Below are 23,718 nucleotides of genomic sequence, written 5' to 3'. Positions count from 1 at the left end.
CAGTTCATAAAAGATTGTTAATTCTATTTTTTTATGAAGTGATTTTCATAAATTTGCACTTGTTTACTTAAAAATTAATTCATCACTTAAAAACAGCCTAAAATGAAAAGAATATTTTTAATAATGACCGCTTCTTTTTTATTAGCATCTTGTGTTTCATCAAAAGAATTAAATGCTTTAAAAACAAAACATCAAAAGACAAAAAACGAATTATTAGCAGTCAAAGCAAACTTAACAAAATGTTTAGTTGAAAAAGAAAGCTGTCAAGACAAGGTAAATACCTTAAAATCTTCAGTAGGTGATTTAAAACAAGACAAGCAAAACTCATTAAAACAAGTTGAAAACTTAACTGTTTTAACCAAAGGAGCTAATGATAATATTAAAGAAACTTTAACGCAATTAAGTAAAAAAGATAAATATATAAACAGAATTAGAGCTGCTAATTCTAAAAAAGATTCTTTAAATTTAGCTGTTGCTTTTCACTTAAAAAAAGAATTACAACAAGGTATTGACGATGAAGACATTACTATTAACGTAGAAAAAACAGTTGTTTTTATTTCAATTTCTGATAAATTATTATTTAAAAGCGGAAGTTATACCATTTCTGAGAAAGCATCAAAAGTATTAGCCAAAGTAGCAACGGTTGTAAATGGACAACCAGAAATGGATGTAATGATTGAAGGACATACTGATAATACACCTGTTTCTAAAGGCTCTAAACTAAAAGATAACTGGGGATTAAGTGTTTTACGTGCAACATCAATTGTCCGTGAACTACAAAATAAATACAGCGTTGCCCCTGAACGATTAATCGCTGCTGGTAGAGGAAGTTATATTCCTTTAGTAGCAAATGACACCCCTGAAAATAAGGCTAAAAACAGAAGAACAAAAATTATTGTTTTACCTCGTTTAAATCAATTTTTTGAATTGTTAGAACAAAAAGCAGAGTAATTTAAACTCTTTTTAATAAAAAATTAAAAAAACGTGCAGTTGCACGTTTTTTTTTGTTTAAAATAAATTAAACTAACCTGCTATTTGTCAATAAAATAATTAGACGTATATTTGCACACCTTTTTTAAGGATAAAATTATATATTAATAAACAAAAACTAATCGTGTAATTATGAACACATTAAGTTACAAAACAGTATCAGCAAACAAAAACACTGTTAACAAAGAGTGGGTTTTAGTTGATGCGGACGGGCAAACGTTGGGTCGTCTAGCTTCTAAAGTAGCAATGCTAATTAGAGGTAAGTACAAACCAAATTATACTCCTCACGTAGATTGTGGAGATAACGTGGTTATTATCAACGCAGAAAAAATTGTTTTAACTGGTAAGAAATGGACTGATAAATCTTATATCCGTCACACAGGTTATCCAGGTGGACAAAGATCATTAACTGCTACTGAAATGTTCGAAAAAGATCCTACAAGATTAATCGAAAAAGCAGTAAAAGGAATGTTACCTAAAAATAAATTAGGAAGCGCTTTATACAAAAACTTGTATGCTTATGCAGGTACTGAGCACCAACAAACAGCTCAAAACCCAAAAGCTATTAACCTTAACGATCTTAAATAATGGAAACTGTACACAAAATAGGTAGAAGAAAAACAGCTGTTGCTCGTGTTTATCTTTCAGAAGGTAAAGGAAACATTACTGTAAATAAAAAGGAGTATAAAAACTACTTTACAACAGGAACTTTACAATACAAAATCCAACAACCTTTAATGTTAACTGAGAACTTAGAGTCTTATGACATTAAAGTTAATGTTTACGGAGGTGGTATTACAGGTCAAGCAGAAGCAATTCGTTTAGCAATTACTAGAGCATTAGTAGCTATTAACGAAGAGCACAAAGCAGTATTAAAACCAGAAGGTTTATTAACTCGTGACCCTAGAATGGTTGAACGTAAGAAATTCGGTCAGAAGAAAGCACGTAAGAAATTCCAGTTCTCTAAGCGTTAATATTTATTTTCAATGCCTTTTATCAAAGGCATTGTTATTTATTTACAATATAGAGACTGTTATTTATAAATTTATTTTTAACAGTTTAGTATCTAAATATTTCAGACTTAATTATAACTACTGAAATATTGTGAAAACAGAACGTAAACACATTTTATTAAAATGGCAAATATTCAAGAATTATTAGAAAGCGGCGTACACTTCGGTCACTTAACTAGAAAATGGAACCCAAACATGGCTCCATATATTTATACAGAACGTAACGGTGTTCACATCATCGATTTGTATAAAACATCAGCTAAAATTGATGAAGCTGCTGCAGCTTTACAAAAAATAGCAAACTCTGGACGTAAAATATTATTCGTTGCAACTAAAAAGCAAGCGAAAGATATTGTAGCTGAAAGAGCAACAAACATTAACATGCCTTTTATTACTGAGCGTTGGCCAGGTGGTATGTTAACAAACTTCGTAACTATTCGTAAAGCTGTTAAAAAAATGGCTACTATTGATAGAATGAAGCAAGATGGTTCTTTTGATGCTTTATCTAAAAGAGAAAAGTTACAAATTAACCGTCAGAGAGCTAAATTAGAAAAGAATTTAGGTTCTATTTCTGATATGACTCGTTTACCTGCAGCTGTATTTGTAATTGATGTTAAAAAAGAACACATTGCAATTGCTGAAGCTCAAAAATTAAACATTCCAATTTTTGCATTAGTTGATACAAACTCTGATCCAAGACCAGTTGATTTTGTAATTCCTGCAAATGACGATGCTTCTAAATCTATCGATAAAGTTTTATCTTATGTAACTGATGCTATTGCTGAAGGTTTATCAGAAAGAAAAGCTGATAAAGAAAAAGTAGCTGCTCCAGCTAAAGAAGAAGCAAAAGCTGTAAAAGTAACTCCTGAAGCTCCAGCTACAGAAGAAACTAAATAATTTTAATTTATTTTCAGTTAAAGGTTTCATTAATTTGAAACCTTTAACTATTTTTACAAGTATAAAACAACTAAAAAATAACAATAGATATGTCAGTAAAAATTAGCGCTGCAGACGTAAAAAAATTAAGAGAAAGTACCGGAGCTGGTATGATGGATTGTAAAAATGCATTAGTAGAAGCAGAAGGAAACTTTGATAAAGCTGTTGAAGTTTTACGTAAAAAAGGACAAAAAATCGCTGCTAAAAGAGCCGATAGAGATTCTACCGAAGGTGTAGCCATTACTAAAATTAGTGATGACAATACTTACGGTGTTGCTATTGTATTAGCATGTGAAACAGATTTCGTTTCGAAAAATGATTCTTTTAAAGATTTAGCTTCGCAATTTGTTGATATCGCTTTTACGGTAAATACTAAAGAAGAATTTTTAGCTGCTGATTTTGGTGGGGTAACTGTTGCTGAAAAATTAATCGAACAAACAGGTGTTATCGGTGAAAAAATCGATATTACTTCTTTTGAAAGATTAGAAGCGCCATACGTAGGTTCTTATACTCATATTGGTAAAATTGCTGCTATGGTTGGTTTATCTGCTCCTGCAGATAATGCTGCTGTTTTAGCAAAAGATTTAGCAATGCAAGCTGCATCAATGGGAGCAATTTCTTTATCTTACAAAGGTTTTGAAGCTGCTTATGTAGAGGCTGAAACTGAAGCAAGAATTGCTGCTATTGCTAAAGATAATATTGAATTAGGGCGTTTAGGTAAAACTTTAAAGAACGTTCCTCAATATGTTTCTAGATTACAATTAACTGATGCTGCCTTAGCACAAGCTGAGCAAGATGCTAAAGAACAATTGAAATCAGAAGGGAAACCAGAACAAATTTGGGATAAAATTTTACCAGGAAAAATGGAAAGATTTATTTCAGATAACACAACTTTAGATCAAGAACAATGTTTATTAGATCAGAAGTTTATTAAAGACGAAAAGAAAACTGTTGCAGAATATGTTTCTTCTTTTGGTGACGTAGAAGTTAAAAACTTCGTAAGAGTTACTTTAGGATAATTCTTAAACATCACAAAATATTTAAAAACCATCCATTTTTTGGGTGGTTTTTTCTTTTATCAAAATTCAAACTCAAAAAAATTGCGTAGTTTTGCAAAACTTTCAACAAGATTATGCAATATAAAAGAATCCTTTTAAAATTAAGCGGTGAATCATTAATGGGCGACCTTCAATATGGTATTGATCCTAAAAGACTTAAAGAATACGCCCAAGAAATTAAACAAGTAATAGCTAAAAACATTGAAATTGCCATTGTTATTGGTGGTGGAAATATTTTTAGAGGTGTTGCTGGAGCTAGCCAAGGAATGGATAGAGTTCAGGGTGACCACATGGGAATGTTAGCGACCTGTATTAACGGTTTAGCTTTGCAAAGTGCTTTAGAGGCTGAAGGAATTCATACTCGTTTACAAACTGCTATCGAAATTAAAGAAATTGCAGAACCTTATATTAAACGTCGTGCAAACCGTCATTTAGAAAAAGGACGTGTCGTTATTTTTGGAGGAGGTACTGGAAATCCATATTTTACTACTGATACTGCCGCTGTTTTAAGAGCTATTGAAGTAAATGCAGATGCCATTTTAAAAGGAACTAGAGTTGATGGTATTTATAATGTAGATCCTGAAAAGGATAAAAATGCCATAAAATACGAAAGTATCAGCTTTAAAGATGTTATCAGAAAAGGATTAAAAGTAATGGACATGACTGCCTTTACTTTAAGTGAAGAAAATAAACTTCCTATTATTGTTTTTGACATGAATAAAAAAGGAAACTTACTTAAATTAGTTTCTGGAGATCAAATAGGAACAATCGTTGACAACCAATAAATCAAAAGAATCCCTCACATTTTTTATAGGGCAATAAATACGAGCAAAATGAACGAAGAAATTGATTTTATTTTAGATTCTGCCAAAGAGGCAATGAATAATGCAGTTGCACATTTAGAAAAAGAATTACGTACTATTAGAGCAGGAAAAGCATCTCCTGCAATGTTGGCAAATGTACAGGTTGATTATTATGGTTCAGCAACTCCTTTAGGTCAAATAGCAAACGTAAGTACTCCTGATGCAAGAACAATTACCATTCAGCCTTGGGAAAAAAATATGCTTCATGAAGTTGAAAAAGCAATTACTTATGCTAATTTAGGATTCAACCCAATGAACAACGGTGATGTTATTATTATTAACGTTCCTGCTTTAACTGAGGAGCGTCGTAAAGAATTAGCTAAACAATGTAAAGCCGAAGCTGAACACGCTAAAGTAGGTGTTCGTAATGCTCGTAAAGATGCAAATAACGATATTAAAAAAACAGATGTTTCTGATGATGTTAAAAAAATATCAGAAGAAAGTGTTCAAAAATTAACCGATAGTTTTAGTAAAGTTATTGAAGAAAAAGTAGCCGTAAAAGAAAAAGAAATAATGACTGTTTAATTACTTTCATATTTTATCTAAAGAGTGTCTGTTATGACACTCTTTTTTTTCGTTTAATTGTTACTTTTATCATAACTTTGCAAAAAATTTTCAAATGACTTTTTGGACTAAAATTGCTGGATTTATATTGAGAAACAGATATCTTGTTTTAATTGCTATCGCTATTATTACCGGGCTATTAGTTACTCAAATAAAGTACATGCGCTTTTCCTACACCGAAGCAAATTTACTTCCTGAAGACCATCAAGCAAATATTCAATACAATCAATTTTTAGACATTTTTGGCGAAGAAGGTAACTTAGTTATTTTAGGTGTTAAAGATTCTACTATTTTTACCCCTATAAAATTTAATGCTTGGAACAAGCTTGTTAAAGAGTTAGACAGTGTTAAAGAGGTAGCTTTTAGCGTTTCTATTGCTGATGTTAAAGAATTAAAAGCCGATAGAAAACAACGAAAATTTGTGCTTGAACCTCTATTTGAAAAAAAACCTACTACAAATGAAGAAGTAGATAAAATTAAGAAGCAATTATTTGAAAAACTGCCTTTTTACAATAATTTATTATACAACGACAAAGGTACTTTACAAACCGCTATTTATATTGATAAAGCTATTGTAAATACTCCTGCTCGTAAAGATTTTATCACTAAAAGATTAATTCCTACTGTTGAAAAATTTGAAAAAGACCATCAAATAGATGTACGCATGTCAGGAATGCCGTATATAAGAACAATCAATTCTCAAAATATTATTGATGAAATGCAACTGTTCGTATTAGGTGCTTTAGGTATTACAGCACTTATATTCTTTTTCTTTTTCCGATCATTTAGAGCTACTTTTATTACACTACTTGTTGTTGGTATTGGGGTTATTTGGGCATTCGGTTTTATTGGTTTTTTCAGATATGAAATTACTGTTTTATCAGCTTTAATACCGCCATTAATTATTGTAATTGGTGTACCAAATGCAGTGTTCTTGATTAATAAATATCAACAAGAAATAAAAAAACATGGAAACCAAGCAAAGTCATTACAACGTGTAATTTCAAAGATTGGTAACGCCACTTTAATGACCAATATTACAACAGCTTCAGGGTTTGCAACCTTTGTTTTTGTTAAAAGTAGTTTGTTACGAGAATTTGGAATTTTAGCCTCTGTAAATATTATCAGTATTTTTATTTTAGCCTTATTAATTATTCCTATTCTTTATAGTTTTATGCCACTTCCTAAAGAAAAACACTTAAATCACCTAGAAAAAAAGTGGATGGAAAACATCGTTTCTTGGATGGAACGCATGGTAAAAGAACAGCGAATTACCATTTATATTACCACCGTTATTGTAATCATATTAAGTATGATTGGCCTATATCAAATTCGTGTTTCGGGTAGTTTAATTGAAGATATGCCCAAAGAAGCACAGTTTTATAAAGATATTAAGTTCTTTGAAACAGAATTTGGCGGAATTATGCCACTAGAAATATTGATTGACACCAAAAGAGAAAAAGGTGTTATGAAACTTTCTACTTTAAAGAAAATGGAAAAATTAAATGAGGCTATTCAAACGTTTCCTGAATTATCAAAGCCCATTTCAATTACCAATTTAGTTAAATACTCTAAACAGGCATACTACAAAGGAAACCCAAAATATTATCAATTACCTACAAGTCAAGAAAAAGCACATATTTTTGCCTTCTCTAAAAATTCGAATACCAATACAGGTATGCTAAATAATTTTGTAGATAGCACAGGGCGTTATACACGTATCACTACTTTTATGAAAGATGTTGGTACTGATAAAATGGATATTATTCAAGGGCGATTAGATGCGGTTATCAAAAAAGAGTTTCCTAAAGAAAAATTTACCGTTTCTATGACTGGGAAAGCCTTGGTTTTCTTAAAAGGGACTAATTATTTAATTAAAAACTTAGTCATTTCATTATCGCTTGCTATTTTATTAATTTCAATTTTTATGGCATGGATGTTTCGTTCATTTAAAATGATTTTCATATCGTTAGTTCCTAACATGCTTCCTTTGTTAATTACAGCAGGATTAATGGGCTTTTTTAGCATCCCTATAAAACCATCTACTATTTTAGTATTTAGTATCGCTTTTGGTATTTCTGTTGATGATACTATTCATTTTTTAGCGAAATATCGCCAAGAATTACTAGCCAATAACTGGAAAATTAAACCTGCCGTTTATGCAGCACTTCAAGAAACAGGTGTAAGTATGTTTTATACCTCAATTGTATTATTCTTTGGGTTTTTAGTTTTTACAATTTCTAGTTTTGGAGGAACAATTGCTTTAGGTGGATTAGTTTCTGTAACTTTATTATTAGCAATGGTATCTAATTTAATATTATTACCCTCACTCTTACTTTCGTTTGAAAATAAAATTGCAAATAAAAAAGTATTAAAAGAAACTAATTTTAAAATTCTACCACCAAAAGAAGAAACTAACAAATAAATTAAAAACGAATAAAACATATATTAAAATAAAAAAGGGACAGCTTTTGCCATCCCTTTTTTAACTTTTCCATACACATTTATCGTCTTTTTCATAACGAAAATTTTTCTTTTTACAGTTATTTTTTTACTTTCCTCAAAGCATGCCACAAATGTACAGTCAATTTAATTTTTATACAACTGTGTTTTTCCACAGGTTTTATAATTTATGAACTCAAATCAACATACTATTGGTCAATATACTAGAGAAAATGTTTCAGACACTCCTTTAACCAAAGATGATAAAGCATATCTCTTTTATAAAAAAACGATTCCTAAATTTATAGGAGAAGCTATTTCTATTTATTCTTTTAAAGAAAATAGAATGTTATATGCTCACGGATGGGAAGATTTATTAGGCTATAAAGATGAAGAAATTACCATGCTTAAAATTGTAAGTTGCACCTCACCAAGGCATTTTAATTTTTCAAACGAATTAAATGACAAAGCACTTCAATTTTTTAAAACAAAAACAACTGATTTAGAAAAATATAGCTTCACTTTAGAAATTGAAAAAATTCATGCAAACGGTAGTGTTATTCCGTTGTTTTCAAGAGTGGCAATTTTAAAAGCATCTAATGGTAAAATAGAAGAAATGATTACGGTTTCGCAGGTTATAAAATCATTAAAACATAGCAATGTAATGCAATATGCTGTTTATGGTCCTGAAAAATCAGATTTTGAAGAAATTTTAAACAAAGAATTATTTCAGCACTTGGCAATTTCTAAAAAAGAAAAACAGGCGCTTTATATGGCATCAAAAGGAATGACTTTTAAAGAAATTGCAGCCCAATTAAACGTAAGTCAGTCTGCTGTTGAAAAACGTTTAATACCACTTTACAAACGTTTTAATGTAAAAAGTTTACCTCATTTAATCAGTTTTGCACATACTAATCATATTCTTTAAAATAAAGTAGGCTTACTAAAATGCCTAGCCCCGATTGTAGCAATTGTTTGAGCTCCTTTTTTGATTTTTTTTCAAAAAAGAGCGAGTGCGGAAAGCGGGAAATTGCTTCAAATTATAAAAATCCTGTTTTTTTAACAATATCTTCTAAAAATGAATAAAAAACAATAAGAATCTACGTTGATTGTTTTATTTCAAAAAAGTATCTTTGCTATTCAATTTTTAAAAGATGAAAAGAAGTAGCGTTAACGAATTATTACATTCGGATAAATTTTTACAAGAAGTACACGTAAAAGGATGGGTTAGAACCTTTAGAAGCAATCGTTTTATTGCTTTAAATGATGGCTCTACCATTAATAATATTCAATGTGTTGTAGATTTCGAAAACACAGATGAAGAACTTTTAAAAAGAATTACCACAAGTGCCGCAGTGAGTATTACAGGTACTTTAATTGAAAGTCAAGGTAAAGGACAATCGGTAGAAATAAAAGTTACTAAACTAGAAATTTTAGGCGATTCGAATCCTGATGAATACCCTATTCAACCTAAAAAACATAGTTTAGAGTTTTTAAGAGAAAACGCGCATTTACGTATTAGAACAAATACTTTTAGTGCTGTAATGAGAGTTCGTTCTGCTTTATCTTTTGGGGTTCATAAGTATTTTCAAGAAAACGGATTTAACTACGTAAATACACCAATTGTTACTGGTTCTGATGCCGAAGGTGCTGGAGAAATGTTTCATGTTTCTAATTTTGAAACAAATAAAGCGCCCTTAAACGAAGCTGGAGAAATTGATTATACACAAGATTTCTTCGGAAAAGAAACTAATTTAACCGTTTCTGGTCAGTTAGAAGCTGAAACCTATGCCATGGCATTAGGAAAAGTATATACTTTTGGTCCTACTTTTAGAGCTGAAAATTCAAATACAACACGTCATTTAGCCGAATTTTGGATGATTGAACCTGAGGTTGCATTTAATGATTTAGATGCCAATATGGATTTATCTGAAGATTTTATCAAATCGGTTTTAAACTATGTTTTAGAAAACTGTAAAGACGATTTGGCATTTTTAGACAATCGTTTAACACAGGAAGATAAAACAAAACCACAGGCGGAGCGTAGCGAAATGGGCTTAATTGAAAAATTAAACTTTGTTGCTAATAACAACTTTAAACGTGTTTCTTACACCGAAGCTTTTGATATTTTACGTAATTGTAAGCCAAATAAAAAGAAGAAATTTCAATTTCCTATTACAGAATGGGGTGTTGATTTACAATCGGAACATGAGCGTTATTTAGTTGAAAAACACTTTAAATGCCCTGTAATTTTATTTGATTACCCTGCAACGATAAAAGCATTTTACATGCGTTTAAATGACGATGGTAAAACGGTTCGTGCAATGGATGTTTTATTTCCAGGAATTGGAGAAATGGTTGGAGGTTCTCAAAGAGAAGAGCGTTTAGATGTTTTAAAAGCTAAAATGGCCGATTTAAACATTGATGAAGAAGAATTATGGTGGTATTTAGATACTCGTAAGTTTGGTACAGCAGTACATTCAGGATTTGGTTTAGGATTTGAACGTTTAGTTTTATTTGCTACAGGAATGAGCAATATTCGTGATGTAATTCCGTTTCCTAGAACACCACAAAACGCAGAATTTTAAAAAACAATAAAATTTATAGCATATAATCGTCATTCCTCACAGAATGACGATTTTTTTTTGACCTTAATTTCATATATTTGTAAGTATGCTAAAACAAAGTTTACATTATAAATTACTTCAAAAATTATCGCCACAACAAATTCAGTTAATGAAGTTGATTCAATTGCCTACCCAAGCTTTTGAAGAGCGTTTAAAACAAGAAATTGAAGAAAACCCTGCTTTAGATACTGGTAAAGAAGAGCCTGAAAACTTTGAAGATACCTTAACAGATGCTGATTCTGATGATTATAATAATGACGAAGGAACTGAAAAAATAGATACACAAGACATCAATATTGATGAGTATTTAAGTGATGATGAGTATCCTAGTTATAAGACACAAGCAAATAATTATTCGGCGGATGATGAAGATAGACAAATTCCGTATGCAGCAGGAACGAGTTTTCATCAATCGTTAAATAATCAATTAAATACCTTTAGAATTAATGAAGAAGAACGCGCTATTGCCGATTTTTTAGTAGGAAGTATTGATGACAGCGGCTATATCCGTAGAGAAATTATCGATTTAGTAGATGATTTAGCCTTTACTCAAAATATTTTTACATCCGAAGAAAAAGTAGAACATATTTTAATTAATGTGGTTCAAAAACTAGACCCTATAGGTGTTGGTGCTCGTGATTTAAAGGAATGTTTAATTATTCAATTAAAATCAAAATCAGCAAAGCAAACAAGAAGTTTAGCTATTGATATTCTTGAAAATGCTTTTGATCACTTTGTTAAAAAACATTATAAAAAACTACTCGAAAAGTTTAATATTGATGAAGATTATTTAAAAGAGATAATTGCCGAAATTGGAAAATTAAACCCAAAACCAGGTAGTTCATATGCTGGTAATAATAAATTAGCAGAACAAATAGTTCCTGATTTTTCAATACAAATTATTGATGGAAATTTAGAATTGACTTTAAATTCACGTAATGCTCCTGAATTACATGTTTCTCGTGAATATAATAATATGCTAAAAGGGTATAGTGATGCTACAAAAAAGAGTAAAAGTCAAAAAGATGCTGTGATGTTTATTAAGCAAAAATTGGATGCTGCAAAGTGGTTTATTGATGCTATAAAACAACGTCAACAAACACTTTTAATTACCATGAATGCTATTATGCTACGTCAACAGGCTTATTTTTTAACAGGTGATGAGCGCAAGCTAAAACCAATGATTTTAAAAGATATTGCCGATGAAATCCACATGGATGTTTCAACTGTTTCAAGAGTTGCAAATAGTAAATATGTAACAACACCTTACGGAACAAAATTGATAAAGGTATTTTTCTCTGAATCAATGAAAAATGACCAAGGTGAAGATGTTTCTACTCGTGAAATTAAAAAAATATTAGAAACCGTTATTCAAGAAGAAGATAAACGCAAACCACTTACCGATGAAAAATTATCTAAAATATTAAAAGAAAAAGGCTATCCTATTGCTAGAAGAACGGTTGCTAAATATCGTGAGCAACTAGATATTTCGGTAGCAAGATTACGTAAAGAAATATAAAAAATGCGTTGGTCTAAATTCATATCTACTATTTTACATCCGATTGTTATTCCAACAATTGGCATCATTTTATATTTTATTTTAACGCCTGTTTATTTAAGCCGTTATCAGCAATATACCTTATTGGGCGTGGTATTTGTTGCCACTTATATTATTCCAATACTTTTATTGGTTTTTTTAAAAACAGTAAAATATATAAAATCGTATGAAGTTTATGGAATTAAAGAACGTAAAATTCCAGTATTTTTTATGATGTCTTTGCTATTTTTATTGGGTAAATTTTTCTCTGAAATAACAATTATTAAAGATTTAAGCTACTTGTTTTTTGGTGTAGTATTTGGCTTAGGGGTTATTTATATCCTTTTTTCATTAAAAATAAAAGCAAGTTTACATTTATTGTCTTTAGGAGCTACTACTGGCTATTTTTTACTTTTTCAAAAAATACATAACATAACAATACTTCCTTTAATTATCGTTCTAATACTACTCTCAGGGCTTTCAGCTAGTGCTAGGCTTCATTTAAAAGCACATACCGTTAAAGAAGTTTATTTGGGTTTTTTTATTGGTATATTAAGTCCTTTTATTGCATTTTACATATTATAATAAGTAAAAAGCCAATCCAAAACGTACTATATTACTTCTAACTCTACCTCCATTTGAAAAAGCATTTTTTAACAAAGGTGTTAATCCGTAATACACATGAAAATTAAAGGTTTTATACCCCGAACTAAGTGTTAATCCTGTTTGAAATTTATTATAACTAGCCGAGTTTAAAACATCGACAGCTTTAATAGTATCATCAGTATAACTAAAGGTATTACTTAAATTATAACTAAAATTAATACCTGTGTAAAGCCTCCAAAAAGAAAAACTATTTTGGGTAGATGTTCTTAACCGAAACTGAATAGGGATTTCAAGGGTATGTGTTTTTAGCTTATTGGCTGTTATCATGTAATTTAGATGTAAATTATCGGAATATTCTTTTACGGCTTCTACATTAAGATTAAATGAATCTATTGCGTAGCCAAGCCCAATACCAATAGCCATTTTACCACTTTTTACAAGCGGAATATCTTTTATATACCCTGCCGAAAAACCAAATGAAAAAGTATTTTTATCAATTTTATTTGGTTGATTTGTTAAGGTGTTAAAAGTTACGTTTAAATAAAGCTGATCTTCCCAGTAACGATCGCCTATTTGCAAGGAATCTTTTTGAGAGAAAATGGCCATTGATAAAAATAAAAAAAAGAATATAAGACTATTTTTCATACAATAAATTTCGCTAATTAAAATTAGCTAAAAATACACTTTTTTACATAAAAAAAGAGCAATCCTTATGATTGCTCTTTTTGGTATTTATCTTTTAAAAAGTAATTACTTTTTAATATCTGCTGATTTATGCGTAGATAAACTTAATTTAAGAGCATTTACGTCTCTTAATTTCTCACGAATATCAGCTAAAGTACCAACACTCGATTCTTTATCCATCTTTATAGAAGTAGTCATAAAAGGAACTTCAGCTTCCGATACATTTCCTCTTTCTAAGAAAATAAAAGAAGGTACATCTTCTGGTGTAGCAATCTTGTCGTTTAACTGAATTCTATTATAGCCCTTTCCATATTTAGCATCTTTTGCCTTACCAACATAAATAGTGCTCACTAAACTTTTACGTTCAAGCTTCTTTACTTCACTAGCACTAGGTAAACGAGGATTTTCAATAGCTAAATCGCTTTCTCTCATTACTGTTGTTACCATGAAAAAGAATAATAACATAAAAACAATATCAGGAAGTGAAGAAGTATTCACTGCTGGCATCTCTTTTTTCTTATTTTTAAATTTAGACATACTTAAATTGTTTTAATACTATTGAACATTTGTTGGCTCGGTATCCGATATAATTTGAGGATAACTATTTTTTATATCTTCTACTTTTTTCCTTAATGCGTCATCTTTTCTTGCACCTGCTTTAAAAGTTTTGTCTAATTCTGTAAAACTCATACCGTATTTTTGTTGGCATAATTTGTTACGTAATTCAGCGTAAGCTTTTAATAATTCATTTTGAACAGCAACATACATACCAAACTCAGTACCTCTATCACTTTCAACAGCAATAATGGCTTTGTTTGGATGATCTGACGAAAGTGGATCTTTAGCTCCTTGACAATAGTTACAAGTTGCACCTGCATCTTGTCCTGGCATTGGGTTACCAACACCACCACCGTTATCTATAAATTTAACAGCCGCATCTTTTAAGTCTTTTAAATCCATTCCCTCATCCTCTACGAATAATTGATTGTTTCTATTAATAGCGACTTGAAAAATGTTTTTCTCTTTTACAATAGGTGGTACAACATCTGATTTTTCAGCTAACTTTTTAGGGATACCTGAATCAACATCCATTGTAGTTGTTACAAGGAAAAAGATAAGTAGCAAGAATGCAATATCTGCCATAGAACCTGCATTAATTTCTGGATTTTCTCTTCTTGCCATGTTTACTTATGATTTAACGATTCCTTTTAATAAATCTACTACAAAAAAACCTCCTGCAATAACGCCTAAAACTAGGGTAAAAGTAATCCCTGTTCCTACCCATTTAGAAGTACTTCCTGCTGGAACTAGTACTCCTGCATCAGGACCTAATACTTGAGCATCAGAAGAGAATATATATGAAACCACTAAAATTACACCTAAAACAGAAAGACCTAATAAGGTTTTCTTTAAGGCTGCTGGGTTTTTAAACATACTCAACAGTGAAATTACTACAGCAACAATTACAATTACAATTAGTAAATAATATGAATAACTTACTAAAGGAGACACTGCATTAGAAACCGCTTCTACGTTTTCTTTGTCTATTATTACAACGTTTACAAATAGCCCAACACCAATAAGTGATATTAAAGCTACAAGTAATGTTAATATTTTATTATTCATACGATTGATTATTTTTTATACTTAGCTAATAAGTCGATTAAAGAAATTGAAGCATCTTCCATATTATTTACAATACTATCAATTTTAGAAACGATGTAATTATAAAAAATTTGTAAGATAATTGCTGCTACAAGACCAAATACCGTTGTTAAAAGTGCAATTTTAATACCACCTGCTACTACGGCTGGAGAAATATCATTTGCTACTGCGATCTTATCAAAAGCTTCAATCATACCAATTACAGTACCCATGAAACCTAACATTGGTGCTAATGCAATAAATAAAGATAACCAAGAAACGTTTTTCTCTAATAATCCCATTTGTACACCACCGTAACCTACTACCGCTTTTTCAGCAGCTTCTAAACCTTCGTCAGCTCTTTCTAATCCTTGATAAAAGATAGAAGCAACAGGTCCTTTTGTATTTCTACAAACCTCTTTAGCAGCTTCAATACCACCAGAACTTAAAGCATCATCTACACTTGCTACTAATTTTTTAGTATTCGTTGTAGCCATGTTTAAATAAATAATTCTTTCAATTGCAATTGCTAATCCTAAAATTAAAGCAACCAATACGATACCCATAAACTGAGGATCTCCTTCAATAAAACGTTGTTTTAACTCTTGGTGAAAAGTTTTTTCTGCTTCTTGAGCACTTGCTGACTGAATAGCCCCTAAAAACATAAATCCTGCAACAGTTAGGAAATTTACTACTTTCTTCATTTTGTTATAATTAATTTTAAATAGTTAATGGGTTAAAAATACAATTTTTACTAGAAAAAACTCAAATTTTCATAAATAAGTATTGATTTTCTTATTTGATAAATTTTAATTTTCAGACTGCCAAGTAACAAAAAAATCTTGGTACATTAAAAAAATTAAGGTTATTTATAACACATTTTTGTTTCTATAACTATTTCAGGTAGTTATAAGCATAAATTTAGTTAAAAAAATATCATTTAGTGAATTTCTCCACGCAACGATGTTTCAAAATAATGTTTAAACTCTTCTTTTGATAATTTTTCACCTAATAAATACATCATTTTAGCAATAGCAGTCTCTGTCGTTATATCTTTTCCATCAATAATTCCGATGCGTTTTAGGTCAGAACTAGTTTCATAATGCCCTAAGATAACACTTCCACCAGCACATTGAGTTACATTTACAATGTGAATTCCTTTAAATATTGCTTTTTCAAGTAAATTTATAAACCATTTTTGGGTAGGTGCATTTCCCGATCCGTAGGTTTCTAAAACAATTCCTTTTAAATCAGGAATATTAATCAAGCTTTTTACAACCGCAGCGGTTATCCCTGGAAATAATTTTAAAATAGCTACGTTATTATCTAATTTTTTTCTGAAGATAAGTTTATTTTCTGTTTTTTTGGGTTCAAACAACACTGGATAATTAAAATTCAAATGCACGCCACTTACCGCTAAAGGCGGATAATTCATTGATGTAAAAGCTTCAAATTGTTCGGCATTTATTTTAGTGGTTCTATTAGCTCGATATAATTTATATTCAAAATAAAGCCCAACTTCTTGTATTACTGGTTTTTCATTTTTATGTGTTGATGCTATTTGTATCGAAGTAATTAAGTTTTCCTTTGCATCGGTACGTAAGTCACCAATTGGCAATTGCGAACCTGTAAAAATTACTGGTTTTTGTAAATTTTCAAACATAAAACTAATTGCTGATGATGTATATGACATAGTATCAGAGCCTGTAAGTACTACAAAACCATCAAATCTATCATAATTGTCGGCAATAATTTGCGCAATATTAGTATAATAACTCACATTCATATTAGACGAATCAATTGCTTCATCAAATGAAATAGTTGTTATTTCACAATGTAATTGCTGTAATTCAGGTATTTTACTCGATATTTGGCTAAAATCAAAAGCTTTTAAAGCGCCTGTTTTATAATCTTTAACCATACCAATAGTTCCTCCTGTATATACGATTAAAATTTTAGGTTTTTTTTGATTTTTTGACATTTGGATATTTTATTTTTTTGATTTTTTGATAAAAAATTTAATAATGGAATAATTAATGTTGTAAATTTATCAAACAAAACAATACAAACTTTTAAAACAACATAATTTATGATAGGTTTTTATGTGCTGATAGGAATTATTTCGCTATGTAGCTGGTTAGTAAGCAATATGCTTAAACGTAAATTTAAGAAATATTCACAGGTTCATTTAAAAAATGGCATGAGTGGCGCTGAAATTGCACAAAAAATGTTAAACGATCACGGAATTAATGATGTAAAAGTAATTTCAACTCCAGGAATGTTAACAGATCATTACAACCCTCAAAACAAGACGGTTAATTTAAGTGAAGGTGTTTATAACCAACGAAATGCCGCATCAGCAGCCGTTGCAGCACACGAAGTTGGGCATGCTGTACAACATGCTAGAGCTTATGAATATTTACAAATGCGTTCAAAATTAGTACCGATGGTAAGTATTACTTCTAAGTATTCACAATGGATGGTTATTGGTGGAATTACCTTTGGAGCTGCTTCTGGTAACTCAGTAATTGGCTTTTACATTGCTATTGCAGGGTTAATTTTTATGGCAGTTGGTACGCTGTTTAGTTTTGTAACTTTACCTGTTGAATATGACGCTAGCAATAGAGCTTTGGCTTGGCTAGAAGATAAACACATTGTAACTCGTGAAGAATTAGCGGGCTCGAGAGATGCCTTAAAATGGGCAGCAAGAACCTATTTAGTTGCCGCTTTAGGATCATTAGCTATGTTATTATATTGGGGAATGCGAATTTTAGGAAATAGAGATTAGGTATCACAGCTATTTTTAGCATTTATTATAATAAAAAAAGCACTCCTTAATATAAGGAGTGCTTTTTTATGTGTTTATTTTTATTTTGAAGATTTAATAATTAATTTTCTTTGGATAAAAAAGAAATTAAATTTTACCACCACCAAGCAGCAGCATTCATGGTATCGCCTCCCATGGCACTTGATGCTTTTTTATAATTTGTTTTATTTACAGATTTTTCTAAACTCGGGTATAATAAACGAACAGGCACTAAATTACCATTTAAATTTCCTGAACCTGCTTTTATAAAAGAAGGTTTTTTGCTTCGTTTCCAATCAAACCATGCCTCTAAACCAACATGATATAATGACAGCCATTTTTGTTCGTATAATATTTCTGAAGTTGAATTATAGACCGCTGTATTTGTTAAAAAATCAGCAGGCATTTGCACTTTTAAATCATCAAAATTAGCTTTTACTGCTTTGTTATAATAAGCAGCGGCATTACCTACTGATATCAGTCCTTTTTCTTTTGCTTCAGCTAAAATAAAAGGCATTGCTAACTTAATATAGTTTACCTATCTTAGAAAAAAATAAAACAATATGGATTATTCAAAATGTAAGAGCGAAAAGAAGATTAAAAATGGCGTAATAAAAGGTATTCAGCGATACTAAGTATAAATCTTGTGGATATAATTACACCGTAGAAAGGCGCTCTTGTGATTATCCACTATCGACAAAAAAGAAAGCTTTGCAACTGTATTTAGAAGGGTTAGGTTTTCGTTCTATCGGAAGACTTTTAGGGGTAAGTAATGTTAGTATTTTGAAGTGGATTAGAGCCTTTGGAAACGAAATTTCTAGCTTACAACCAGAATCTCAAGATATAGAAATGGTAGAATTTGATGAGATGCACAGCTATATTGGGCATAAAAAAACTACTGTTTTATTTGGATTGCCGTTGATAGATACAGTAAAATATTCCTCCTCTTCATTATTGGATATAGCACAAAAACAGCCAAAAGTTTTGAGAAGGGATTAAAGACAATCAAATGAAAACTATTGCGAGTGATTATTGGAAACCATATAAGGTAATAATTCCTAAGGATAAACACATGCAATCAAAAGCAGAAACATTTACAGGGAAAGGCTACAGTAGTTTGTTTAGATATTTTTTAGCAAGAATGAGAAGAAAGTCAAAATGCTATTCTAAAAGTATCAAAATACTCGAATTATCTATATTAGCGATATTCAATATTTATATCGGCAGCTTTAAGTTTTGTAGCCGAATATCCTAAGGCTTTTTTCTCTTTTTTTATTCCTAATGAAGTAATAATAACTTCCGCTAATTGATTCGCATCTTCTTTTAAAATTATCTTTAAAAACTTTGTTGATTTCACCCTAATAAAACGAGTTTTGAACCCCATAAATGAAACCACTAATTCATCATTAATAGCAGCTTTTAATGTAAAAACACCATCAAAATTAGTACTTGTTCCTTTTGCCTTTTTTTTGATGATAATATTTGCACCCGTTATAGGCATATCAAATTCATCTACAACTTTTCCTTTAATTTCAGTCTGCGCTAGTATAACCGACGAAATCATGACAATTAAAAATGTTAAAATCTTATTCATTAGTATGTATTTAATTAAATTAGAAGTCTTAAAACAGGAGTTTATCATTTAAAAAACAACCAGAATTGATGTTTTTTTAATTTATTACTGATGCAAAACTACAGTAGATGAAAATAAGCTGAACATCTGTTCAGTTAAAAAAAAGACACTAGAATATTATTTAATTATAGCTTAAATGTTATCAATGTTAGCTAAACATCATTAGTTTTTAGTTCTTATATTTGATATAAAAACAAGCTATGGGCAGAAAAAATATGAGTGCTATTCGTAAAAAAGAAATGATTATTGGTTTTTATGAACTCTCAAAAAAAATTGGTTTAGAAAATGTTTCTATTGGTAAACTTGCCGAGCATTTACAAATAAGTAAAAGCTTGGTAATGCACTATTTTAACAATAAAGCCCTCTTACTTAAAGAATTAAACAATTATATATTAGAGCAATATTTATTAATTATAAATTCCGAAGAAAACATTTCTATAAAACACAAGGATGATTTAAATGCGTTTATCAAAAATTTATTTACAAGAAAATGGAATGATTATATTGATGATGGCGTATTTTATAGTTTATACGCTTTAATTTATAGAGATGAAGAGTTGCGTGAAAATTTTAATAATTTCAACAAAATATTACATCTAGCATTACACAAAAAATTAACACAAGCAAAAGAACGCCATATTATTAGCAATGATAATATTGATACCTTAACTGAAATTATTTTCGCAATGATTGATGGTGGCTATTATTATTTAGGAACTCAAACAAACGATTCTGAAACCTATAACAAACAGGTAGAAATTTACTTGAATCACATTAACACATTTATCATTTACAAACAATAGGTTAATTAGCACGGCGATGTATTTTTATAATGGTAAATAAGGCTATTAATCCCCAGAAAAAATTAACTACCATATTAGGATAATCTTTATTTGGCATTGCATTTACAATCAAACAGCAAGCACCTAAAATATTCAAAAAATGATATGTTTTTTTTCGGGAAGATAATTTCTCTAAACTTAAAAACAGGTACGATATAATATAAAGTATCGTTCCTAGCCAGCCTATTAAAGTAAAAAATGTCATTTTTAATTGTTATAAAAAAAGCACTCATTAATATTCTAATGAGTGCTTTTTTAGGATTACTTTTATTGTCTTTGGATAAAAAAGGTTTTAAAATAATTTTAAACAATTATTAAAAAAACTTAATCATTTAATTTTAAAACAGCCATAAATGCTTCTTGAGGAATTTCAACATTACCTACCTGACGCATTCTTTTCTTACCTTTTTTCTGCTTTTCTAATAACTTACGCTTACGTGAAATATCACCACCATAACATTTTGCTGTTACATCTTTACGTAACGCTTTTGTTGTTTCTCTGGCGATAATTTTCGCACCAATTGCTGCTTGAATAGGAATATCAAACTGTTGCCTTGGGATTAATGTTTTTAGTTTTTCAACTATTTTCTTTCCAATTGTATAGGCATTATCTGCATGTAATAATGCAGAAAGCGCATCAACAGGGTCACCATTTAATAAGATATCTACACGAACTAATTTTGAACTTCTCATTCCTATAGGTGCATAATCAAAAGAAGCATATCCTTTTGAAACTGTTTTTAATCTATCATAAAAATCAAATACAATTTCTGCTAAAGGCATATCAAAAGTTAATTCAACTCTTTCAGTCGTTAAATAAGTTTGATTTACAATTTCCCCTCTTTTTTCAATACAAAGCGACATTACTTGCCCAACAAAATCAGATTTTGTAATGATTGATGCTTTAATAAAAGGTTCTTCAACTTTTTCTAATCTTGATGGGTCTGGTAAATCTGTCGGATTATTTAATAAAATAATTTCCGTCGGATTTTTCTTTGTGTATGCGTGGTAAGAAACGTTAGGAACAGTAGTAATTACTGTCATATTAAATTCACGTTCTAAACGTTCTTGAATAATTTCCATGTGTAACATTCCTAAGAATCCACATCGAAAACCAAAACCTAAAGCCGCTGAACTTTCTGGTTGAAATACCAAAGAAGCATCATTTAATTGTAATTTTTCCATTGAATTACGTAACTCTTCGTAATCCTCTGTATCAACAGGATAAATACCTGCAAAAACCATTGGTTTTACATCTTCAAAACCATCTATAATATCAGTAGTAGGATTTTCAAAATCAGTAATTGTATCCCCTACTTTTACTTCTTTTGCAACTTTAATACCTGTAATTAGGTATCCTACATCTCCTGTTTTTACTTCTTGTTTTACCTCTTGTTCTAATTTTAAAGTACCAACTTCATCCGCTTTATATTCGGTATCTGTTGACATAAATTTAATACGCTGATTCTTTTTAATAGAACCATCAATTACTCTAAAATAAGTTTCAATTCCTCTATAAGAATTGTAAACAGAATCAAAAATTAAGGCTTTTAAAGGCGCATCAGGATTTCCTACAGGAGCAGGAACTTTATTTATAATTGCTTCTAAAATATTATCAACACCAAAACCAGTTTTTCCACTAGCATGAATTACATCTTCTGGTTCACAGCCTAATAAATCAACAATATCATCAGTTACTTCTTCAGGATTTGCTGATGGTAAATCAACTTTATTTAAAACAGGAATAATTTCCAAATCATTATCTAAAGCTAAATATAAATTAGAAATTGTTTGTGCTTGAATACTTTGTGCAGCATCAACAATTAATAATGCACCTTCACAAGCGGCAATTGAACGAGATACTTCGTACGAAAAATCTACGTGACCTGGTGTATCAATTAAATTTAAAATATAATCTTCACCCTCAAAAGTATAGTCCATTTGAATGGCGTGCGATTTAATGGTAATACCACGTTCACGCTCTAAATCCATGTTATCTAGTAACTGTGATTTCTTTTCTCGCTCCGTTACAGCTCCTGTATAATCTAGTAATCTATCGGCAAGCGTGCTTTTACCGTGATCAATATGTGCAATAATGCAAAAATTTCTAATTTTCTTCATACTTCGTATATCTAACCTCTTATGACTGACAAAGATACTTTATTGAAAAACGTTGTACAATTAAAAATTATATTGAATAAAAATTTATTAAACAAAACAACCTTATTAGCTTTATCTAAAAAAAGTTTTAGACTTATCTAAAAATAAATTACATTTGTCCTAAAATAATTTAATATCCTGTTAAAATGAGCAATACTTGTATAACTCGCATCGAGAACTATTGGAAAATAAAAACTAAAAATGCAAATGAATTGTTTAATCAAGGAAATTATAACGAAGCATTAACCTATTATACAGATGCTTTGTATCGAGCTGAAGTTTTAACAAAAAACACAGAAAATTGTGATAATGTTGGTATTCCTTTTGTGCAGGTTTATATGATTTCGTGTAACAATATTGCCAATACTTATAAAGAATTAGGAAAGCCTAAACAAGCCATTAAAATATTAAAAAATTCGGTGTATTATTTATTGTATTTAGCAGAAAACAATCAAAATTCTATACCTAGAATTCAGTCAGAATTACGAAGAGCAACCCTAAACTATTTTAATTTTACAAAAGAAATTCAATACGAAAATAACGAAGATTACTTAATGTTAGTTTTAAAAGAAAACTTATTAAAAAATGAGGCTTAAACTATAAAAATCAACAAAAAATCACTAAAAAAGATAAAAATGACTAAAAAAATAAGCATTATAGTAGGAAGTTTACGCAAAGGCTCTTACGCTCGTAAAACCGCCAAAAATGTATTAAATATGTTTCCTGAAAATTTTGAAGTAAGCATTGTTGAAATTAGAGACTTACCGTTATATAATTTTGATTATGATGACCCCATAGAAACCGATTTTCCAACCCCCAAAGAATATACCGAGTTTCGAAATACGGTAAAATCTTCAGATGGAATTTTATTTGTAACCCCCGAAAATAACAGAACAATTCCTGCCTGCTTAAAAAATGCGGTTGATGTTTGCTCAAAACCTAATCATGATGTGGCCTGGAAAAATAAACCAAATGCCATTATAAGCCATTCGGTAGGAAAAATGGGCGGTTATAGTTCACAAAAAAACCTGCGATTGGCATTATCTTATTTTGATATGCCAAGTGTTCAACAGCCCGAAGTCTTTTTAGGAAATTCCCCTACTTATTTTGATGAAAAAGGTAATATAAACGTACAAAGAACCAAAAAATTTTTACAAGATTACATCGACAGGTTTAGTCATTTAGTTGAAAATAAATAAAAGTGAAGTGAGGTAAAGTGAAATGTCTGTTAATAATTCGCTGTAACGGCTTAAAAACTGTTATGGCGAATTTTTTTATTTCTTCTATTGTATATTTGCAGGAATTAAATTTTA

The 23,718-nt window shown here is 30.1% G+C and carries 26 protein-coding genes and 1 pseudogene; 17 read left to right on the top strand and 10 right to left on the bottom strand.

Going from position 1 to position 23,718, the window contains the following annotated elements; translation table 11 throughout:
- Positions 1 to 102: 102 nt before the first annotated feature.
- The 12 genes from ABNT14_RS01580 (at position 103) to ABNT14_RS01525 (ending at position 12,615) form a co-directional block, all read left to right on the top strand.
- Positions 103 to 951 (top strand): OmpA/MotB family protein, encoded by an 849-nt coding sequence (locus tag ABNT14_RS01580; RefSeq protein ID WP_101902535.1) that lies wholly within the window; start codon positions 103 to 105, stop codon positions 949 to 951.
- A gap of 171 nt (positions 952 to 1,122) precedes the next feature.
- The gene (gene rplM, locus ABNT14_RS01575; RefSeq protein ID WP_101902534.1) at positions 1,123 to 1,578 is read left to right on the top strand and encodes a 50S ribosomal protein L13; all 456 of its coding nucleotides are present in this window, start codon (positions 1,123 to 1,125) and stop codon (positions 1,576 to 1,578) included.
- Positions 1,578 to 1,964 carry a 30S ribosomal protein S9 gene (rpsI, locus tag ABNT14_RS01570; RefSeq protein ID WP_101902533.1) on the top strand — a complete coding sequence of 129 codons (387 nt, stop codon included), beginning with the start codon at positions 1,578 to 1,580 and terminating at the stop codon, positions 1,962 to 1,964. The genes rplM and rpsI overlap by 1 nt, the downstream gene beginning before the upstream one ends.
- 162 nt (positions 1,965 to 2,126) lie before the next feature.
- Positions 2,127 to 2,900: a 30S ribosomal protein S2 gene (gene rpsB, locus ABNT14_RS01565; RefSeq protein ID WP_101902532.1), complete on the top strand. Its 774-nt coding sequence runs from the start codon at positions 2,127 to 2,129 to the stop codon at positions 2,898 to 2,900.
- An 89-nt stretch (positions 2,901 to 2,989) separates the two neighbouring features.
- Complete coding sequence (tsf, locus tag ABNT14_RS01560; protein ID WP_101902531.1) at positions 2,990 to 3,958, top strand: translation elongation factor Ts; 969 nt, start codon at positions 2,990 to 2,992, stop codon at positions 3,956 to 3,958.
- A 113-nt stretch (positions 3,959 to 4,071) separates the two neighbouring features.
- Positions 4,072 to 4,782: a UMP kinase gene (gene pyrH, locus ABNT14_RS01555; protein WP_101902530.1), complete on the top strand. Its 711-nt coding sequence runs from the start codon at positions 4,072 to 4,074 to the stop codon at positions 4,780 to 4,782.
- Between the two features lie 48 nt (positions 4,783 to 4,830).
- On the top strand, positions 4,831 to 5,385 hold the full coding sequence (gene frr, locus ABNT14_RS01550) for a ribosome recycling factor (RefSeq protein ID WP_101902529.1): 555 nt from the start codon (positions 4,831 to 4,833) through the stop codon (positions 5,383 to 5,385).
- 94 nt (positions 5,386 to 5,479) lie between these two features.
- Positions 5,480 to 7,849, top strand: coding sequence for an efflux RND transporter permease subunit (locus ABNT14_RS01545; RefSeq protein WP_101902528.1), 2,370 nt, complete (start codon positions 5,480 to 5,482; stop codon positions 7,847 to 7,849).
- 207 nt (positions 7,850 to 8,056) lie between these two features.
- Positions 8,057 to 8,794, top strand: a complete 738-nt coding sequence (locus ABNT14_RS01540; protein ID WP_101902527.1) for a LuxR C-terminal-related transcriptional regulator — start codon at positions 8,057 to 8,059, stop codon at positions 8,792 to 8,794.
- A 226-nt stretch (positions 8,795 to 9,020) separates the two neighbouring features.
- Positions 9,021 to 10,454: an asparagine--tRNA ligase gene (gene asnS, locus ABNT14_RS01535; protein ID WP_101902526.1), complete on the top strand. Its 1,434-nt coding sequence runs from the start codon at positions 9,021 to 9,023 to the stop codon at positions 10,452 to 10,454.
- An 85-nt stretch (positions 10,455 to 10,539) separates the two neighbouring features.
- Positions 10,540 to 12,012: an RNA polymerase factor sigma-54 gene (gene rpoN, locus ABNT14_RS01530; protein ID WP_101902525.1), complete on the top strand. Its 1,473-nt coding sequence runs from the start codon at positions 10,540 to 10,542 to the stop codon at positions 12,010 to 12,012.
- Between the two features lie 3 nt (positions 12,013 to 12,015).
- Positions 12,016 to 12,615 carry a hypothetical protein gene (locus ABNT14_RS01525; protein ID WP_101902524.1) on the top strand — a complete coding sequence of 200 codons (600 nt, stop codon included), beginning with the start codon at positions 12,016 to 12,018 and terminating at the stop codon, positions 12,613 to 12,615.
- Here ABNT14_RS01525 and ABNT14_RS01520 read toward each other — a convergent pair.
- The 6 genes from ABNT14_RS01520 to ABNT14_RS01495 form a co-directional block, all read right to left on the bottom strand.
- Positions 12,610 to 13,281, bottom strand: coding sequence for a porin family protein (locus ABNT14_RS01520; RefSeq protein ID WP_101902523.1), 672 nt, complete (start codon positions 13,279 to 13,281; stop codon positions 12,610 to 12,612). The genes ABNT14_RS01525 and ABNT14_RS01520 overlap by 6 nt on opposite strands.
- A 105-nt stretch (positions 13,282 to 13,386) precedes the next feature.
- A complete protein-coding gene (locus tag ABNT14_RS01515; RefSeq protein ID WP_058884231.1) occupies positions 13,387 to 13,857 on the bottom strand; it encodes an ExbD/TolR family protein in 471 nt (156 codons plus the stop codon).
- 18 nt (positions 13,858 to 13,875) lie between these two features.
- Positions 13,876 to 14,502, bottom strand: a complete 627-nt coding sequence (locus ABNT14_RS01510) for an ExbD/TolR family protein (RefSeq protein ID WP_101902522.1) — start codon at positions 14,500 to 14,502, stop codon at positions 13,876 to 13,878.
- Positions 14,503 to 14,508: 6 nt separating this feature from the next.
- Entirely contained in the window at positions 14,509 to 14,946 is a 438-nt protein-coding gene (locus tag ABNT14_RS01505) for a hypothetical protein (protein WP_101902521.1), read from the bottom strand.
- An 8-nt stretch (positions 14,947 to 14,954) separates the two neighbouring features.
- Positions 14,955 to 15,668 carry a MotA/TolQ/ExbB proton channel family protein gene (locus ABNT14_RS01500; RefSeq protein WP_101902520.1) on the bottom strand — a complete coding sequence of 238 codons (714 nt, stop codon included), beginning with the start codon at positions 15,666 to 15,668 and terminating at the stop codon, positions 14,955 to 14,957.
- Positions 15,669 to 15,904: 236 nt separating this feature from the next.
- A complete protein-coding gene (locus tag ABNT14_RS01495; protein WP_101902519.1) occupies positions 15,905 to 16,945 on the bottom strand; it encodes an asparaginase in 1,041 nt (346 codons plus the stop codon).
- Positions 16,946 to 17,053: 108 nt separating this feature from the next.
- On the opposite strand from ABNT14_RS01495, the gene ABNT14_RS01490 reads away from it, so the two are divergent.
- A complete protein-coding gene (locus ABNT14_RS01490; RefSeq protein ID WP_101902518.1) occupies positions 17,054 to 17,752 on the top strand; it encodes a zinc metallopeptidase in 699 nt (232 codons plus the stop codon).
- Positions 17,753 to 17,885: 133 nt separating this feature from the next.
- Here ABNT14_RS01490 and ABNT14_RS01485 read toward each other — a convergent pair whose 3' ends face one another.
- Positions 17,886 to 18,287, bottom strand: coding sequence for a SusD/RagB family nutrient-binding outer membrane lipoprotein (locus ABNT14_RS01485; protein WP_101902517.1), 402 nt, complete (start codon positions 18,285 to 18,287; stop codon positions 17,886 to 17,888).
- A 46-nt stretch (positions 18,288 to 18,333) separates the two neighbouring features.
- Here ABNT14_RS01485 and ABNT14_RS01480 point away from each other — a divergent pair.
- Positions 18,334 to 19,025: pseudogene (locus tag ABNT14_RS01480) on the top strand (IS1 family transposase).
- Here ABNT14_RS01480 and ABNT14_RS01475 read toward each other — a convergent pair.
- Complete coding sequence (locus ABNT14_RS01475; protein WP_159459528.1) at positions 18,969 to 19,364, bottom strand: carboxypeptidase-like regulatory domain-containing protein; 396 nt, start codon at positions 19,362 to 19,364, stop codon at positions 18,969 to 18,971. The pseudogene ABNT14_RS01480 and the gene ABNT14_RS01475 sit on opposite strands and share 57 nt — an antisense overlap.
- Before the next feature lie 239 nt (positions 19,365 to 19,603).
- On the opposite strand from ABNT14_RS01475, the gene ABNT14_RS01470 reads away from it, so the two are divergent.
- Positions 19,604 to 20,206 carry a TetR family transcriptional regulator gene (locus ABNT14_RS01470; protein ID WP_101902515.1) on the top strand — a complete coding sequence of 201 codons (603 nt, stop codon included), beginning with the start codon at positions 19,604 to 19,606 and terminating at the stop codon, positions 20,204 to 20,206.
- A gap of 1 nt (position 20,207) precedes the next feature.
- Here ABNT14_RS01470 and ABNT14_RS01465 read toward each other — a convergent pair whose 3' ends face one another.
- Both ABNT14_RS01465 and lepA read right to left on the bottom strand, forming a co-directional pair.
- The gene (locus ABNT14_RS01465) at positions 20,208 to 20,450 is read right to left on the bottom strand and encodes a CBU_0592 family membrane protein (protein ID WP_101902514.1); all 243 of its coding nucleotides are present in this window, start codon (positions 20,448 to 20,450) and stop codon (positions 20,208 to 20,210) included.
- Positions 20,451 to 20,569: 119 nt separating this feature from the next.
- Positions 20,570 to 22,366, bottom strand: coding sequence for a translation elongation factor 4 (gene lepA / locus ABNT14_RS01460; protein ID WP_101902513.1), 1,797 nt, complete (start codon positions 22,364 to 22,366; stop codon positions 20,570 to 20,572).
- 185 nt (positions 22,367 to 22,551) lie between these two features.
- Here lepA and ABNT14_RS01455 point away from each other — a divergent pair, with 185 nt between their 5' ends.
- Entirely contained in the window at positions 22,552 to 23,001 is a 450-nt protein-coding gene (locus ABNT14_RS01455; RefSeq protein WP_101902512.1) for a tetratricopeptide repeat protein, read from the top strand.
- A gap of 39 nt (positions 23,002 to 23,040) precedes the next feature.
- Positions 23,041 to 23,604, top strand: coding sequence for an NADPH-dependent FMN reductase (locus tag ABNT14_RS01450; RefSeq protein WP_101902511.1), 564 nt, complete (start codon positions 23,041 to 23,043; stop codon positions 23,602 to 23,604).
- The last annotated feature ends 114 nt before the right edge of the window (positions 23,605 to 23,718 follow it).

It is taken from the genome of Tenacibaculum dicentrarchi, from assembly GCF_964036635.1.
GTDB classification, from domain to species: domain Bacteria; phylum Bacteroidota; class Bacteroidia; order Flavobacteriales; family Flavobacteriaceae; genus Polaribacter; species Polaribacter dicentrarchi.
This window is presented reverse-complemented; position numbering and strand designations above follow the sequence as displayed.

Bases quoted from the DNA above. Each gene is read 5' to 3' on its own strand.
- ABNT14_RS01580 (WP_101902535.1), top strand. From the start codon at position 103: ATGAAAAGAATATTTTTAATAATGACCGCTTCTTTTTTATTAGCATCT.
- rplM (WP_101902534.1), top strand. From the start codon at position 1,123: ATGAACACATTAAGTTACAAAACAGTATCAGCAAACAAAAACACTGTT.
- rpsI (WP_101902533.1), top strand. From the start codon at position 1,578: ATGGAAACTGTACACAAAATAGGTAGAAGAAAAACAGCTGTTGCTCGT.
- rpsB (WP_101902532.1), top strand. From the start codon at position 2,127: ATGGCAAATATTCAAGAATTATTAGAAAGCGGCGTACACTTCGGTCAC.
- tsf (WP_101902531.1), top strand. From the start codon at position 2,990: ATGTCAGTAAAAATTAGCGCTGCAGACGTAAAAAAATTAAGAGAAAGT.
- pyrH (WP_101902530.1), top strand. From the start codon at position 4,072: ATGCAATATAAAAGAATCCTTTTAAAATTAAGCGGTGAATCATTAATG.
- frr (WP_101902529.1), top strand. From the start codon at position 4,831: ATGAACGAAGAAATTGATTTTATTTTAGATTCTGCCAAAGAGGCAATG.
- ABNT14_RS01545 (WP_101902528.1), top strand. From the start codon at position 5,480: ATGACTTTTTGGACTAAAATTGCTGGATTTATATTGAGAAACAGATAT.
- ABNT14_RS01540 (WP_101902527.1), top strand. From the start codon at position 8,057: ATGAACTCAAATCAACATACTATTGGTCAATATACTAGAGAAAATGTT.
- asnS (WP_101902526.1), top strand. From the start codon at position 9,021: ATGAAAAGAAGTAGCGTTAACGAATTATTACATTCGGATAAATTTTTA.
- rpoN (WP_101902525.1), top strand. From the start codon at position 10,540: ATGCTAAAACAAAGTTTACATTATAAATTACTTCAAAAATTATCGCCA.
- ABNT14_RS01525 (WP_101902524.1), top strand. From the start codon at position 12,016: ATGCGTTGGTCTAAATTCATATCTACTATTTTACATCCGATTGTTATT.
- ABNT14_RS01520 (WP_101902523.1), bottom strand. From the start codon at position 13,281: ATGAAAAATAGTCTTATATTCTTTTTTTTATTTTTATCAATGGCCATT.
- ABNT14_RS01515 (WP_058884231.1), bottom strand. From the start codon at position 13,857: ATGTCTAAATTTAAAAATAAGAAAAAAGAGATGCCAGCAGTGAATACT.
- ABNT14_RS01510 (WP_101902522.1), bottom strand. From the start codon at position 14,502: ATGGCAAGAAGAGAAAATCCAGAAATTAATGCAGGTTCTATGGCAGAT.
- ABNT14_RS01505 (WP_101902521.1), bottom strand. From the start codon at position 14,946: ATGAATAATAAAATATTAACATTACTTGTAGCTTTAATATCACTTATT.
- ABNT14_RS01500 (WP_101902520.1), bottom strand. From the start codon at position 15,668: ATGAAGAAAGTAGTAAATTTCCTAACTGTTGCAGGATTTATGTTTTTA.
- ABNT14_RS01495 (WP_101902519.1), bottom strand. From the start codon at position 16,945: ATGTCAAAAAATCAAAAAAAACCTAAAATTTTAATCGTATATACAGGA.
- ABNT14_RS01490 (WP_101902518.1), top strand. From the start codon at position 17,054: ATGATAGGTTTTTATGTGCTGATAGGAATTATTTCGCTATGTAGCTGG.
- ABNT14_RS01485 (WP_101902517.1), bottom strand. From the start codon at position 18,287: ATGCCTTTTATTTTAGCTGAAGCAAAAGAAAAAGGACTGATATCAGTA.
- ABNT14_RS01475 (WP_159459528.1), bottom strand. From the start codon at position 19,364: ATGAATAAGATTTTAACATTTTTAATTGTCATGATTTCGTCGGTTATA.
- ABNT14_RS01470 (WP_101902515.1), top strand. From the start codon at position 19,604: ATGGGCAGAAAAAATATGAGTGCTATTCGTAAAAAAGAAATGATTATT.
- ABNT14_RS01465 (WP_101902514.1), bottom strand. From the start codon at position 20,450: ATGACATTTTTTACTTTAATAGGCTGGCTAGGAACGATACTTTATATT.
- lepA (WP_101902513.1), bottom strand. From the start codon at position 22,366: ATGAAGAAAATTAGAAATTTTTGCATTATTGCACATATTGATCACGGT.
- ABNT14_RS01455 (WP_101902512.1), top strand. From the start codon at position 22,552: ATGAGCAATACTTGTATAACTCGCATCGAGAACTATTGGAAAATAAAA.
- ABNT14_RS01450 (WP_101902511.1), top strand. From the start codon at position 23,041: ATGACTAAAAAAATAAGCATTATAGTAGGAAGTTTACGCAAAGGCTCT.